Consider the following 13,298-nt stretch of genomic DNA (forward strand, 5'->3'; position numbering starts at 1 on the left):
GATGGCGGCTAGGCAAGTGCCGGCAAGGCGGGACGCTGCTTGCGGAACGCGTTCTTCACCTGGATCTTGCCGTCCTTGAAGGTGAACACGTCGACCATGTCGGCCTCCACCCGCGAGCCGTCCGCCGCCGTGCCGCGGAACGTGGACTCGGAGACGCCGCGATCGCCGGCCACCCAGTGCCGGCCGTTCTCCCATTGCGCGTCCGGGAAGTTCTTCCAGGCCGCGGCAAAGGCCGCGCGCACCGCTTCCGGGCCGGCATGGCGGCTGCCGTACTGTTCGGGGCCGCCGACGGTCTCGAACACGCAGTCTTCGCTCATGAATGACATCAGGGCGTCGATATCGTGCCGGTTCCAGGCGGCCGCAAACTCGGCCAGCATTTCCACGGTGACGGTCTGTTGCATTGCCTACCCTCCTTCGCTGGCGCGGCGCGAGATGCGTCCACGCTGAACCCTCAAGGTACGTGCGCGGCATGCGCGCGGGTAGGACCAGACGCGGGGAATCGCTTGCACCAGAACTAGCGCAGCGGCACGGCGTGGGCCGCGTTCAGTGCGATGTCGACGGTGATGTTGATGTCGTGCAGCGCAGCCCGGTCCAGATGCGTCGCGATTGCCGGCATGTTGGTGACGCCGCGCATACCAATCACGACCAGCGAGGGTTCGCATCGATCAGCCGGCGCGCGCGCCTGCGTGTCAAAGCGCACGCGCCGTCCCGCGAATTGCACCAGCACCCAACCATGCCGGCTGGTGCGGACCCAGCCCTTGGCGCGCAGCACGTCGCGTGGCAACTGCTTCAGGCGCTCGGCGAGCATGTCGGCGTCCAGTAACGCGGGGGCTCGCCATAGCCAGCTTTGGAACGGATGGGCGGGATCGGATGGGTCGACGTGGTGCGGCATGTGTCCGCCCACGCGAACGCCGCCGAACTCGTCGCCGTGGGCGCCGACAGCGCGGCCGCCATGGCCGTGTCCGCAGATAGCACCATCGCCGTGCCTGTCGCCATGGCCGCAACCATACTCCGCCTCATGCCCGCTTGCCGTCCCCTCACCCACGCCGATCAACACCCCCAAATCCACCCGCCCCTCACACGCCCGCACCACGGGCGCGCCGCCGCTAGCCTCGCGCAGCCAATCCTGCACTGCCGCCAGCGCATCCGGCGCCACCAGATCGATCTTGTTCAACACCAGCAAATCCGCCGCGCGAAGCTGCCGCTGCACCGTATCGGCCAACAGCGGATCCGCCGCCACCTCGCGGATGGCCCCCGCATCGACCAGCACCACCACGCCCTCCAGTTGCAGCAGCGGATCGGCCATCCCCACCTGCGCGATTCGACCGGGATCAGATACGCCACTCGCCTCGATGACAATCCATTCGGGCAACGGATCCAGCGCCAGCACACGCGCCAGCGCATCATCCATTCCGCCCGCCATCGAGCAGCAGACGCAGCCGTTGGCCAGCCGGATCACGTTGTCGGCGCGATCCGCGATGAGGCCCGCGTCGATGTCCACGGGCCCGAAGTCATTGACCAGCACCGCCGCGCGGCGCGCGCTGGCGGTCAGCACATGATTCAGCAAGGTGGTCTTGCCTGCACCCAGAAAGCCGCCCACCACCGTCAGCGGAATACGCGCCACGTCACGCCTCCCGCAGCGGCAGCGGACGCCCGCCGATGACCGTGCCCAGCACCTTCAGGTCTTTCAAGGATTCCGGCGCGGCCTCGGACGGATCGTCCGCCAGCACGCAGAAGTCCGCGTACTTGCCGACCTCGATCGAGCCCACCAGATGGTCCATATGCAGCATGTACGCGGCGCCCAGCGTGATAGCGTGCAGGGCGGCGTCGACGCCGATGCGCTCGGACTCGCCCAGCACGCGGCCCGAGGCGGTCTGCCGGTTCACCGCGCACCATGCCGTGAACAGCGGCCCGAGCGGCGTGATGGGCGCATCGGAATGGATGGCGTACGGCACCCCTGCGCGCGCCGCCGACGCGCAGGCGTCCATGCGGTTGGCGCGATCCGGTCCCATCGTCAACGCGTAGTGGGCGTCGCCCCAGTAGTAGATGTGGTTTGCGAAAAGGTTCACGCACATGCCCAGGCTCGCTATCCGGCGGAACTGGGCGGCGTCGGCCATCTGGCAATGCTGCAAGGTGTGGCGATGGTCGCGCCGCGGCGTGCGCTGCAACGCGCGGTCCACGGCTTCAATCGCAAGCTGCGTGGCCTCGTCGCCGTTGGTGTGGATGTGAAGCTGCGCGCCGGCGTCGTGATAGGTCTGCACCATCGCATCCAGTTCGGACGGCGCGATCACCCAGATACCGTTTGGCGCGCCGTTGAAATAGCCGGGCCAGCGCACGCGTGCCGTGAAGCCCTGGATCGATCCATCGACCACCAGCTTCACCATGCCCAGATGCAGCTTGCCGTGATTCAGCCGCCGCGCGGCCGCCAGCTTTTCCAGGCAGCCCGCCGCGTTGCCCGCGTAGGTCAGCGCCGAGGCCGCGGGCACGATGCGCACCGGATAATCCGGCTCACCCGTCACCCGCGCCAGCGTCGCCAGGCCTTCATCATTTAACTCATTGACCAAATCCGTCGCGGTGGTCACGCCGGCCCACTGCGCCACCTTGCCAAACATCCGCAGCCCCTCTTCCGTCAGGCCCACCGTGCGGAACGGGCTGCCGATCAGCCGCATGACCGGAAACATGGCCGCGAATTCGCAGAGCTCGCCGCTGGGTCTTCCATCATCGAGCCGCGTCACGCCCTCGATGTCGGTGTCGCGATCGATGCCCGCCCGAGCCAGCATGGGCGAGTTGACGTTCATGAGGTGCATGCTGGCGTGCATGACCACGATGGGCCGCTGCGCCGACACGGCGTCCAGGTCATGGATGCTCATGCGGTCGCCGCCGAAGAAGATGGGATCGAAGCCCCAGCCGATCAGCGTCTCGCCCTGCGCCAGCGCGCCCTCGGCATCCCGAAGCCGCGCCGCCACTTCCGCAAAGCTTTTCAGGCCGGACCAGAGCTTGCCGTCCGGACCGCGGCGGTCGTAAAAGCCCACGTAGACGAACTTCCACATGCCGCCCTCGGGCAGATGGCAATGGCCTTCCACGAGGCCCGGCATCAGCACGCTGTCCGCGAAGCGGTCATCGACTTCTGCCGGTCCCCAGCCGGCCAGCTCCTCCCGGCTGCCCACGCCAAGAATGCGGCCATCGCGCACGGCAACATGCGTGGCGCGCGGCTGCGCGGGGTTCATGGTCAGGATGGATCGGGCGACATAAAGCGTCGTGGAGCCGGAAGGCTGAGTCATCGGGGTTCCTTGTCAGTCTGGAAGATCGGTACGCCCACATCGGGACACGCACATCGGCAAGCGTCAGCCTTGCAACGGCGACACCGTCACGCCATCGCGCGTCTCGACGAAATGGCAGGCCACGTGATGCGCCGGCGCCACCTCGCGCAATTCAGGTTCACGGGTCGAACACAGCGCTTGCGCGGTCGGACATCGCCCCGCGAAGCGGCAGCCGGGCGGCGGATTGACCGGGCTGGGTGGATCGCCGGTCAGCCTGACGCGGCGCGCCGCCGTTTCGCGGCCGCCCTTGACGGTCGGCACGGCAGACATCAGCGCCACGCTGTACGGATGCAGCGGCCGCGAGAAAAACGCCCGCCGCGAGGCCCGCTCGATGATCTTGCCCAGATACATCACGGCGATGTCGTCGCACACGTGCTCCACCACCGCCATGTCGTGCGAGATGAAAAGAAACGACTGCCCCTGCTCGCGCTGGATGCGCCGCAGCAGATTCAGGATCTGCGCGCGGATCGCGATGTCCAGCGCCGACACAGGCTCATCGCAGACGATCAGGTCCGGCGCGCTGGCCAGCGCCCGCGCGATATTCAGCCGCTGCCGCTGCCCGCCGGAAAACTGGTGCGGAAACAGTTGCCGCTGTTCGGGCCGCAGCCCCACCAGTTCGAACATCAGCGCCACGCGCGCCTCGCGGCCGCCGGGCGGGTCGATGCCCATCAGGTCCAGCGGCGTGCGCACGATCTCCTCGGCGCGCTGGCGCGGATTGAGCGACGAATACGGATCCTGAAATACCAGTTGCAGGCGCCGCCGCATCCGCCGCAGCGCCGAGCCGCGCATCGCGGTCAGATCGCTGCCGTCGAAATGGATGCTGCCGCCAGTGGGGTCCGCCAGCCGCAGCACCGACAGCGCCGTGGTGGTCTTGCCCGAACCCGACTCGCCCACGATGGCCAGCGTGCGGCCGCGCTCCAGATCGAACGACACGCCGTCCACCGCCCGCACCACCACCGGCTTGCCATCGCGCCCGCGCCCGCCCACCGGAAAATGCACCGACAGGTCGCGCACCGACAACAGGGATGACGATTGCGCCTGGCTCATTGCGATGCCTCCGGATAAAGCCAACAGGACACGCCCTGCCCGCCATCCAGCACGGTCATGGGCGGAAACTCGCGGCTGCAACGCGCCATGGCGCGGTTGCAGCGGTCAACGAACGGGCAGCCGACGCCACGCTCCCACACCGACGGCACCACGCCCGGAATCTCGGGCAGGTCGGGCCGCACGTCATCGGGTTCGCGGTCCAGTTCGGGCAGGCAGGCGATCAGGCCCTGCGTGTACGGATGGCGCGGCTGCGCCAGGATCTGGCCGACGCTGCCCTGCTCCACCACCCGCCCGCCGTACATCACCACCACGCGATCCGCCATCTCGGACACCGCGCCCATGTCGTGCGTGATCAGCAGCACGGCGGTGCCACGGCGCGCCTGCTGCTCGCGCAACAGGTCGAAGATCTGCGCCTGTACCGTCACGTCCAGCGCGGTGGTGGGCTCGTCGGCGATGAGCACGTCCGGGTCGCACGCCAACGCAATCGCGATCATCACCCGCTGCCGCATGCCGCCGGAGAGCTGGTGCGGATAATCGTCCACGCGGCGCTCCGGCAACGGGATGCCAACGGACTTGAGCATCTCGATGGCGCGCTCGCGTGCGTCGCGCTTGGACAGTCCTTGATGAAGGCGCAGCGGCTCGCCGATCTGGTCGCCCACCGTGTACACCGGATTGAGCGCCGTCATCGGCTCCTGAAAGATCATCGAAATGTTGTTGCCCCGCACCCGGCGCATCGCCTCGTCATCGTGCATCGCGAGGTCGGCGCCGCGCAGGCGCACGTGGCCCGCGCCCACGCGCGCCAGCGGCGGAATCAGCCGCATGATGGCCAGCGCCGTCATGCTCTTGCCGCAGCCGGATTCGCCCACCAGACACAGCGTTTCGCCGGGACGCAGGTCGAAGCTCACGTCGCTCAGCACTTCGGCCGCCCGTCCGCGCGTGCGGAATTCCAGGCTCAGGCCGTCCACTTCCAGCACGGGGGCCATGTCGGCGGCGTTCATGCCCGGCCTCGCGACGTTGGATTGAGCGCGTCGTTCAGGCCGTCGCCAATCAGGCTGACGGCCAGCACGGTCAGGAAGATGGCTGCGCCGGGCAGCGTCACCGCCCACCAGGCGGTCAGGATGTAGGGGCGGTTGCTGCCGATCATCAGGCCCCAGCTCATTACATTGGGATCGCCCAGGCCCAGAAACGACAGCCCCGCCTCGAACAGGATCGCCGTGCCGATGGCCAGCGTGGCCGACACGATCAGCGGCGCCAATGCGTTCGGAAGGATGACGCGCCAGATGATGCGCGCGTCTCCGGCGCCGATCACGCGCTCGGCAAGGACATACTCGCGCCGCTTGAGCCGCAGGAACTCGCCGCGCGCCAGCCGCGCGGTTCCCGTCCAGCTCACCACGCCGATAGCAACTGCGATGGTGGCGAGCGACGGGCTGAACAGCGTCACCAGCACCATCGCAAAGAGCAAGGTGGGCAGCACCTGGAAGAACTCGGTGATGCGCATCAGGGTCTCGTCGACCCAGCCGCCGTAATAGCCCGCCAGCGCGCCAACGGTGATGCCGATGGCCATGGACAGCACCGCCGCCACCACGCCCACCAGCAGCGTTGCGCGCCCGCCGTAGATCATGCCGGTCAACACGTCGCGGCCCAGGTAGTCGGATCCCAGCAGCAGCTCGCCGCCGGGCGGCTCCATGGGCGCCGCGGCAATTTCAAAGGGGTCGGCCTGCATCAGCATCGGCCCGAAGATCGTGATCGCCAGGATCGTTGCCAGCAGCAGCACGCCGGCCAGCGCGCTGGGGTTGCGCGCGAACACGCACAGCGCCTCATAGGTTGGCCGGGGCGGCGGCTTGGGCCGGGCGTCGGCGCCGGCGGCGCCGGGCAGCGCAATGGGTGCGGGTCTCATGATGTCTTGATCCGGGGATCGATCAGGCGATACGCCAGATCGGTAAGCTGGTTCATCACCACGACCAGCAACGAGGCAAAGAGCAGGATCCCGAGCAAGGTCGGATAATCACGGCGCAGCACGGAGTCGAACGCCAGGCGTCCGAAACAGGGCCAATTGAAGACCGTCTCCACCAGAATCGCCCCGGCCAGCACGTTGCCGAATTGCAGACCCAGCATGGTCACCACCGGCAGCACGCCGTTGCGCAGCGCGTGCTTGTACAGCACGGTGTTCTCGGGCAGCCCCTTGGCGCGCGCGGTGCGGATGTAGTCGGCCTGCAACGCGTCCATGACGCTGGCGCGCGCCAGCCGGCTGTATTGCGCCAGGTACACGAACGCCAGCGTGAACGCCGGCAGCACCAGATGGTGCAGCACGTCCAGCGCCCCCGCCCAACCCTCTTGCGGACCGCCCGCCGACCGCATGTCCGACACCGGAAAGATCGGCCACACCGAGGCAAACAGGATGATGAGGATGATGCCGGTCCAGAACACCGGCGCCGAATAGCCCACGACCGACAGCAGCGTGATGCCTTGTGACAGCAGCCCGTTGGGCTTCCTGGCCGCCAGCGTGCCCAGCAGCGTGCCGATCAGAAAGGCGACGGTCACCGACGTCACCACCAGCAGCAGCGTGGCGGGCACGCGGTCCCAGATCAGCTGGGCGACCGGCACGTTGAAGAAGTAGGAGTAGCCCAGGTCGCCGCGCACGACCTGCCCCAGGTAGATGCCCAGCTGCGTGAGGAACGGCTTGTCCAGCCCATACTGCACCCGCAGCTGGGCGCGCAGTTCTTCGCTGATCCCGCCCATCGACCCCGCGATGGTTTCCACGGGGTCGCCCGGCGAAATATGAATCAGCAGAAAGTTCAGCGTCACCACGGCCAGCAGCAGGATCGCGGCATAGACCAGGCGGCGCGAGAGATATCGCAGCATGTCGGCTCCCGCTACTGCACGGAGGTTTCATCCAGCGGCGACAGCAGTCCCCAAATGCCGGACGGCAGGCCCTGCACCTTCTTGGACGACAGCGTGTGATACGGAATGACGGTCAGGAAGTCGATCGGCACGTCCTCGGTCACCTGGCGCTGGAATTCTCCGTACAGCGCGCGGCGCTTGTCCGCGTCGGTCTCGGTGCCCGCCTGTTCCAGCAGCGCATCGACCTTCGGGTTCTTGTAGGACTGCGTATTGGTCCAGATGATGTCGCGGATGTTGGACGACATGTACGTGCGATGCACGCCGATGACCGGATCGCCCCAGTTGAAGACGATGTCGGTGGTCATGTCGAAGTCCTTGCCGGCGATGCGCTTGGCCCAGGTCGGAAAGTCGGGTGAGGCGCGCACCTGCACGTTGATGCCCACCTTCTTCAACTGGCTGCGCAGGTACTCCGCGACGTTCTTGCCCTGCACGTCGCTGCCCGGCATGTAATCCACCGTCAGCGTCATGCGCTCGCCCTTGCCGTCTTTCTTGAAGCCGGCCTCGTCCAGCAGCTTTTCCGCCTGCTTCAGGTCCAGCGGGTATTTCTTCACGTCGTCGCTGGCGAAGGGGCTGGTGCCCACGATGGGGCCGTGCGCCGGCGCGGCAAAGCCTGCGTTCAGCGCCTTGGTGATGAAGCCCTTGTCGGTCGCGTAGGCGATAGCCTGGCGCACCCGCACGTCGTCCAGCGGCTTGCGCGCCGTATTGAACGCCAGCCAGCTCAGTGCGCCGATGCCTTCATAGCCTTTGTTGGTCATGACGATGGACGGATTGTCCTTGGCGCGGCGCAGGATCGTCGGCTCGGTCATGAACGGCAGCGCGCCGATGTCGCCACGCTCCAGCCCGATCAGCAGATTGGTCGCATCGGGATTGATCTTGACCACCACGCGGTCCAGAAGCGGCTTGCCCTTGATAAAGAACTTGTCGAAGCGTTCCAGCACGATCTCCTGGCCCGGCTTGAATTCCTTGAAGATGAACGGCCCGGAACCCACCACGTTCGCGGAGTTGCGCGGGTGCGTCTTCAAGTCCTGGCCGTCGCCGTAGATGTGCTTGGGCAGCACGGGCATCAGCGCCGGCGACAGCGCCAGCAGAATGGCCGGATGCGGCTTGCTCATGCGCAGCACGGCGGTGCGCGCGTCGGGCGTTTCCACGCTTTCGACAGGCGCGAACATCGTCTGGAACGGATGGTTCTGCTTGACCGCCATGATCGAAAACGCCACGTCCTCGGACGTCACGGGCTTGCCGTCATGAAAGATCGCGTCGCCGCGCAGGTGCAGCGTCAGCGACTTGCCGTCCGGCGCCAGTTCCCACGACTCGGCCAGGTAAGGCTGCGGATTCCAGTCGGCGTCGTAGCGCAGCGGACTGGCAAAGAGCTGCGCACTGGGCAGCGCGGTGGCGGTGCCCGATTGCACTGCGCCGTTCAGATGCCGGGGCACCTGCGTGGAGCCGATGACAAGCGTGCCGCCGGCCTTGGGCGCATCCGCCGCGGCGGCGCCCCCCGCCATTGCAAACACTGACAGAATCGTGGCCAGGCCTAGTCTTGCGCTGCGCATGTGCTACCCCTTTGATGTTGTCGCGTGAACCATTCATGGATGGCTTGCGGTCTAGCGTAGTCATCCCCCGGATGCGCGCTTAGTACCAAACCGCCAGACTTGGTGGTGCCAGGCTTGCCCGCGGTCAACCGCCCAGCGCGTGCGCGTACAGCGCCGCGACGGCGCAACTGTTGACGCGCGCCTCCATGGAGTCGGACCGGCTCGTCAGCAGCACCGGCACGCGCGTGCCCAGCACCAAGCCCGCCGCGCCGGCGCCCGCCAGCCACGTGAGTTCCTTGTAGAGCATGTTGCCGGCCTCGATGTCCGGCACGAGCAGGATGTCCGCATCGCCCGCCACGCGCGACACGATGCCTTTCTGGTCCGCGGCCTCGCGCGAGATCGCGTTGTCGAACGCAAGCGGTCCGTCGATATCGCCGCCGCGGATCTGCGACCGGTCCGCCATCTTGGACAGCGCCGCGGCATCCAGCGTGGCCGGCATCGCCGGATTCACCGATTCGGTGGCGCACAGCACGGCCACCTTCGGCCGCTCCACGCCCAGCGCGCGCGCCAGGTCGATCGCGTTCTGCGCGATGTCCGCCTTTTCCTGCAGCGACGGTGCGATGTTGACGGCCGCATCCGTCAGGATCAGCAGCTTCGGATAGGCCGCCACCGCCATCACGAAAGCGTGGCTGATGCGCCGGTTGGTGCGCAGTCCCGATTCGCGCGTCACCACCGCGGACATGAAATGGTCGGTGTGCAGGCTGCCCTTCATCAGCATGCTGACCGCGCCATCGCGCGCCAATGCCGCGGCGGCGCGGGCGGCCAGCAGTTCGTCGTCAGGCGTGTCGATGATTTCCATCGAGCCCGCACGCAGGCCTTCCTGCGCCATCAGCGCGGCGATGCGGCCGGCCGGCCCAACCAGCACCGGCTCGATGTAGCCGGCCTCGCTGGCCTGCACGGCGGCGCGCACGCTGACGGGACAGAGCGGATACGCCACCGCGGTGCGCAGCCGCCCGGCCGCCAGCGCGGCAACGCGCAGCGGCTCGAACAAACGGTCGAAAGCCATGTCTTCGCTCCTGCCGCGGCCGCGCGTGCGGCGGCCGGGTGAATGACCGGCGCGGATCAGGACGACAGAACTCGCCCCGATCCGCGCCGCGCGCGCCCGTCAGCGTCCGACCGGGTCGATCGGCAGCGGCACCTCGCCCGCCTGGAACGGCTGGTTCACGTACTTGCGGTACTTGTCCAGGAAGCGCACCGGCTGCTTGAGCGCATCGCGGCGGAACGGATCGCCCAATTCCTGGCTGACCATCATTTCCAGCACGGTCGTCTTGCCTTCCAGCTGCGCCTGGCACGCGGCCTGCAACGCCGCGCCGACCTGGTCCGCATGTTCCACGCGGATGCCTTCGGCGCCCATGGCCCGCGCCAGCTCCGAGAAATTCGGGTTGAGCAGGTTGCTGCCGACGAAACGGCGGCCGTAGAAGTCCACCTGGTTCTTTTTCTCGGCGCCCCACTGGCCGTTGTGGAATACCACCGCGGTCACCGGGATCTGCTCGCGCACGCAGGTCAGCAGTTCCTGGAAGCTCATGCACCAAGCGCCGTCGCCCACGTAGGCCACCGCCGGGCGGTCGGGCCGGCCAAGTTTGGCGCCGATCAGCGCGGGCAGCGCATAGCCGCAATTGCCGAAGCTCATGGCCGCGAGCATGGAATTGGGCTCGTCAAAACGCAGGTAGCTGTTGGACACCGAGCAGATGTTGCCGATGTCGGTGGACACCATCACGTGCTTGGGCATCGCGCGTTCCAGCTCGCGCAGCATGCGGCGCGGGTGCATGCGGCCGCCGCCCTGCTCGATGATGTCCAGGCTCCAGTCGTCGCGCTCGTGCGACCAGCTGTCCAGCTCCTGTTCCCACTCGGCCTTCTGGGCGGCGATCTCGCTGGCGCGTCCTTCTTTCGTGCGGGTGCAGGCGACATCGCGTGCCTGCAACCGGGCCGTCAACGCAGCGGCGGCCGGCTTGGCGTCGCCGCAGATGCCCACCGACACCGGGCGTACCAGGCCCAGCATGCGGTGGTCGGCGTCGACCTGGATGATGCGCGCGTTCTGCGGCCAGTATTCCAGGCCATGCTGCGGCAAGGTGCCGAAGGGCCCCAGTCGCGTGCCCAGCGCCAGCACCACGTCCGCCTGCGACAAGAGCTTCATCCCCGCCTTGGCGCCCTGGTAACCCAGCGGGCCGCACCACAGCGGGTGACTGGCCGGGAAGGCGTCGTTGTGCAGATAGCTGGTGACGACAGGCGCGCCCAGCAACTCGGCCAGCGCCACGCATTCGGCCTGGCCGTCCGAGAACAGCACGCCGCCGCCCGCCACAATGACCGGGAACTTGGCCTCGGCCAGCATGCGCGCCGCGGCTTCCAGATCCTCTTCGGATCCCGGCCCGCGGCGGATGCGGCGCGGCTCGGGGATGGCCACGTCGATCTCGCCGTAGAAATAGTCGCGCGGAATGTTCAATTGCGCGGGGCCGCGTTCGGCCATCGCATTGTCGAACGCCTTGGCGGTGAATTCCGCCATGCGATCCGGCCGGTTCACGTGCGCCTGGTATTTGGTGATGCGCGAAAAGATCGGAAGCTGCTCGGTCTCCTGGAAGCCGCCCAGCCCCATGCCCGACGTGCCGGTCTCGGGCGTGATCGCCACGACCGGGCTGTGCGCCCAGTAGGCGGCCGCTACGCCGGTCACGAAGTTGGTGATGCCGGGGCCGTTTTGTGCAATGCACACGCCGTGCCGGCCGGTCACGCGCGAATAGCCGTCGGCCATATGCGCCGCGCCCTGCTCGTGCACCGTCGGCACAAAGCGGATGCCGGCCGCGGGAAACAGGTCCAGCGCATCCATGAAGGCCGAACCGACGATGCCGAAGACATCCTTGACGCCCTGCGCGACCAGCGTCTCGACAAACGCTTCGCTGGGGGTCATGTGTTGCTTGCTGCTCATGGTCTCTCTCCTGGCGGGCCGGCGCTTGTCCGATTGCTGATTGGCCGGTGTGATCCGATACTGCGCCAGAAACCCGCGGCTTCCCACCCCCGGGCGTTCCATTTTCTGCAGTTTCTGTGCGAGGATGGGCAGCCGATCGCTGAAATCTCAATTATTGAAAGATGAAAGACGAATCCTCCGCCGCCCTGCGCGCGCTGACCTTGCTGGAACAGGTGGCGCGCTCGGCCCAGCCCGTGTCGCTGGCCGAACTGACCGAGGCCACCGGCCTGCCCAAACCCTCCGTGCTCCGGATCCTGTCGCGTCTGGTCGATGCCGGCATGCTGCTGCGCGAGCCCGCCGGTAAAAGCTATGTCAGCGGCCCGCGCCTGGGTGCGCTGGCCCGCGACACGCTGCTCAATTCGCCTTTGCGCGGCGAGCGCCATCGGATCCTGGACAGCCTGGTCGACGAAATCGGCGAGACCTGCAACTGCACCATGCTCGACGGCGACGAGGTCATCTACCTGGACCGCGTGGAAACCGCCTGGCCGCTGCGCGTCAACCTGCAATCCGGATCGCGCGTGCCGCTGCACTGTTCGGCCAGCGGCAAGCTGTTCCTGGCCTATATGCGCCGTGAAACCCGCCAGCGCATGCTGGCCGCCGCGCAACTGCCGCGCTACACGCCGAACACGCTGTGCGACGTGGCATCGCTGGAAGAAGAGCTGCGGGTCATCAAAAAGGAAGGCGCCAGCTTCGACCGGGAAGAGTTCCTGCTGGGCATCGTCTGCATGGCGGTGCCCATTCTGCACGGGTCGCGGGCGATTGCGGCCGTGGCGCTGCACGCGCCGGTGGCCAGGTTGTCGATCGATGGCGCCCGGGCGTGGCTGCCGCGCATGCAGGAGGCGGCGCGGGCGCTGGCGGGGACGTATGAGGCGACCGCGTAACGCCGTTAATCAGCCGTCGCGGTCCTTGTTTGCGGCGCCCGATTGCGCGCGCTCCTGACGGCGGTTACGTGCCCCTTCAATCTTCGCGAGCAGCGGCTGCTTCTTCTGGATGACGATTTCCAGATAGCGTTCCCGGGGCAGGACCAGCCTGATGACGGTGGGCAGCGCCTCGTAAGCGCGTTCCAGCACGTCCTTGACCATCGCATCGTCCTTGAGCTTTTCGGCCGACACGCTGAGCAGGCCGTCGACTGTCACGCGCTCGATGGTCTGCCAATGCTGCTCAACAAGCGCGCTGCCTTTTTCTGCCGTGGCGCCGGCCAGTTCCCGGCCCTTTTCTGCGGTGGCGCCTGCCAGTTCACGCCCCCTTTCCGCCGTGGCGCCCGCCAGCTCAAGGCCCTTGGCCCGCGCATTCGCCGCGGCATCGCCCAACTGGGCTTTTGAGCTTTCGAGCGCGCCTGCCGTGCGGCTGGTCAGCGCCTTTGCCTTGACGGCTGCGCCTTCCCGTAGCGCCTTCAATTTGTCGAACATGATCCACCCTGGCGTCGATTGCTTGTTGTGATCGGGTCAGGCCCGCCCCGCAGCCGGCCATGCCCGTCGGCAGATC

The 13,298-nt window shown here is 67.4% G+C and carries 12 protein-coding genes; 1 reads left to right on the plus strand and 11 read right to left on the minus strand.

Annotated features, from left to right (window positions below; translation table 11 throughout):
• Positions 1–8: 8 nt before the first annotated feature.
• The 10 genes from B3098_RS20185 to xsc form a co-directional block, all read right to left on the minus strand.
• Positions 9–401 carry a nuclear transport factor 2 family protein gene (locus tag B3098_RS20185; protein WP_286898657.1) on the minus strand — a complete coding sequence of 131 codons (393 nt, stop codon included), beginning with the start codon at positions 399–401 and terminating at the stop codon, positions 9–11.
• A 113-nt stretch (positions 402–514) separates the two neighbouring features.
• Positions 515–1,624, minus strand: coding sequence for a CobW family GTP-binding protein (locus B3098_RS20190; RefSeq protein ID WP_286898658.1), 1,110 nt, complete (start codon positions 1,622–1,624; stop codon positions 515–517).
• A 1-nt stretch (position 1,625) separates the two neighbouring features.
• Entirely contained in the window at positions 1,626–3,281 is a 1,656-nt protein-coding gene (locus B3098_RS20195) for an amidohydrolase (RefSeq protein WP_286898659.1), read from the minus strand.
• A 63-nt stretch (positions 3,282–3,344) separates the two neighbouring features.
• A complete protein-coding gene (locus tag B3098_RS20200) occupies positions 3,345–4,367 on the minus strand; it encodes an ABC transporter ATP-binding protein (RefSeq protein WP_286898660.1) in 1,023 nt (340 codons plus the stop codon).
• On the minus strand, positions 4,364–5,365 hold the full coding sequence (locus B3098_RS20205; RefSeq protein WP_175139208.1) for an ABC transporter ATP-binding protein: 1,002 nt from the start codon (positions 5,363–5,365) through the stop codon (positions 4,364–4,366). The genes B3098_RS20200 and B3098_RS20205 overlap by 4 nt, the downstream gene beginning before the upstream one ends.
• Complete coding sequence (locus B3098_RS20210; protein ID WP_286898661.1) at positions 5,362–6,264, minus strand: ABC transporter permease; 903 nt, start codon at positions 6,262–6,264, stop codon at positions 5,362–5,364. The genes B3098_RS20205 and B3098_RS20210 overlap by 4 nt, the downstream gene beginning before the upstream one ends.
• Positions 6,261–7,229 (minus strand): ABC transporter permease, encoded by a 969-nt coding sequence (locus B3098_RS20215; protein ID WP_286898663.1) that lies wholly within the window; start codon positions 7,227–7,229, stop codon positions 6,261–6,263. Before B3098_RS20215 ends, B3098_RS20210 begins: the two co-directional genes overlap by 4 nt.
• Before the next feature lie 11 nt (positions 7,230–7,240).
• The gene (locus B3098_RS20220) at positions 7,241–8,818 is read right to left on the minus strand and encodes an ABC transporter substrate-binding protein (RefSeq protein ID WP_286898664.1); all 1,578 of its coding nucleotides are present in this window, start codon (positions 8,816–8,818) and stop codon (positions 7,241–7,243) included.
• Positions 8,819–8,942: 124 nt separating this feature from the next.
• Positions 8,943–9,863, minus strand: a complete 921-nt coding sequence (locus tag B3098_RS20225) for a bifunctional enoyl-CoA hydratase/phosphate acetyltransferase (protein ID WP_286898665.1) — start codon at positions 9,861–9,863, stop codon at positions 8,943–8,945.
• Positions 9,864–9,962: 99 nt separating this feature from the next.
• Positions 9,963–11,774 carry a sulfoacetaldehyde acetyltransferase gene (gene xsc, locus B3098_RS20230; RefSeq protein ID WP_286898666.1) on the minus strand — a complete coding sequence of 604 codons (1,812 nt, stop codon included), beginning with the start codon at positions 11,772–11,774 and terminating at the stop codon, positions 9,963–9,965.
• A 161-nt stretch (positions 11,775–11,935) separates the two neighbouring features.
• Here xsc and B3098_RS20235 point away from each other — a divergent pair, with 161 nt between their 5' ends.
• On the plus strand, positions 11,936–12,694 hold the full coding sequence (locus B3098_RS20235) for an IclR family transcriptional regulator (protein ID WP_286898667.1): 759 nt from the start codon (positions 11,936–11,938) through the stop codon (positions 12,692–12,694).
• Between the two features lie 9 nt (positions 12,695–12,703).
• Here B3098_RS20235 and B3098_RS20240 read toward each other — a convergent pair whose 3' ends face one another.
• Positions 12,704–13,222 (minus strand): hypothetical protein, encoded by a 519-nt coding sequence (locus B3098_RS20240; protein WP_175139203.1) that lies wholly within the window; start codon positions 13,220–13,222, stop codon positions 12,704–12,706.
• Between the last annotated feature and the right edge of the window lie 76 nt (positions 13,223–13,298).

Origin of the sequence: Achromobacter sp. UBA2119 (assembly GCF_002331005.1) — a bacterium.
Taxonomy (GTDB): domain Bacteria; phylum Pseudomonadota; class Gammaproteobacteria; order Burkholderiales; family Burkholderiaceae_B; genus Achromobacter; species Achromobacter animicus.

What these genes read in the sequence shown, in the direction of transcription:
- xsc (WP_286898666.1), bottom strand. Translation starts at nt 11,774, where the DNA reads ATGAGCAGCAAGCAACACATGACCCCCAGCGAAGCGTTTGTCGAGACG.
- B3098_RS20225 (WP_286898665.1), bottom strand. Translation starts at nt 9,863, where the DNA reads ATGGCTTTCGACCGTTTGTTCGAGCCGCTGCGCGTTGCCGCGCTGGCG.
- B3098_RS20195 (WP_286898659.1), bottom strand. Translation starts at nt 3,281, where the DNA reads ATGACTCAGCCTTCCGGCTCCACGACGCTTTATGTCGCCCGATCCATC.
- B3098_RS20215 (WP_286898663.1), bottom strand. Translation starts at nt 7,229, where the DNA reads ATGCTGCGATATCTCTCGCGCCGCCTGGTCTATGCCGCGATCCTGCTG.
- B3098_RS20220 (WP_286898664.1), bottom strand. Translation starts at nt 8,818, where the DNA reads ATGCGCAGCGCAAGACTAGGCCTGGCCACGATTCTGTCAGTGTTTGCA.
- B3098_RS20185 (WP_286898657.1), bottom strand. Translation starts at nt 401, where the DNA reads ATGCAACAGACCGTCACCGTGGAAATGCTGGCCGAGTTTGCGGCCGCC.
- B3098_RS20205 (WP_175139208.1), bottom strand. Translation starts at nt 5,365, where the DNA reads ATGAACGCCGCCGACATGGCCCCCGTGCTGGAAGTGGACGGCCTGAGC.
- B3098_RS20235 (WP_286898667.1), top strand. Translation starts at nt 11,936, where the DNA reads ATGAAAGACGAATCCTCCGCCGCCCTGCGCGCGCTGACCTTGCTGGAA.
- B3098_RS20240 (WP_175139203.1), bottom strand. Translation starts at nt 13,222, where the DNA reads ATGTTCGACAAATTGAAGGCGCTACGGGAAGGCGCAGCCGTCAAGGCA.
- B3098_RS20210 (WP_286898661.1), bottom strand. Translation starts at nt 6,264, where the DNA reads ATGAGACCCGCACCCATTGCGCTGCCCGGCGCCGCCGGCGCCGACGCC.
- B3098_RS20200 (WP_286898660.1), bottom strand. Translation starts at nt 4,367, where the DNA reads ATGAGCCAGGCGCAATCGTCATCCCTGTTGTCGGTGCGCGACCTGTCG.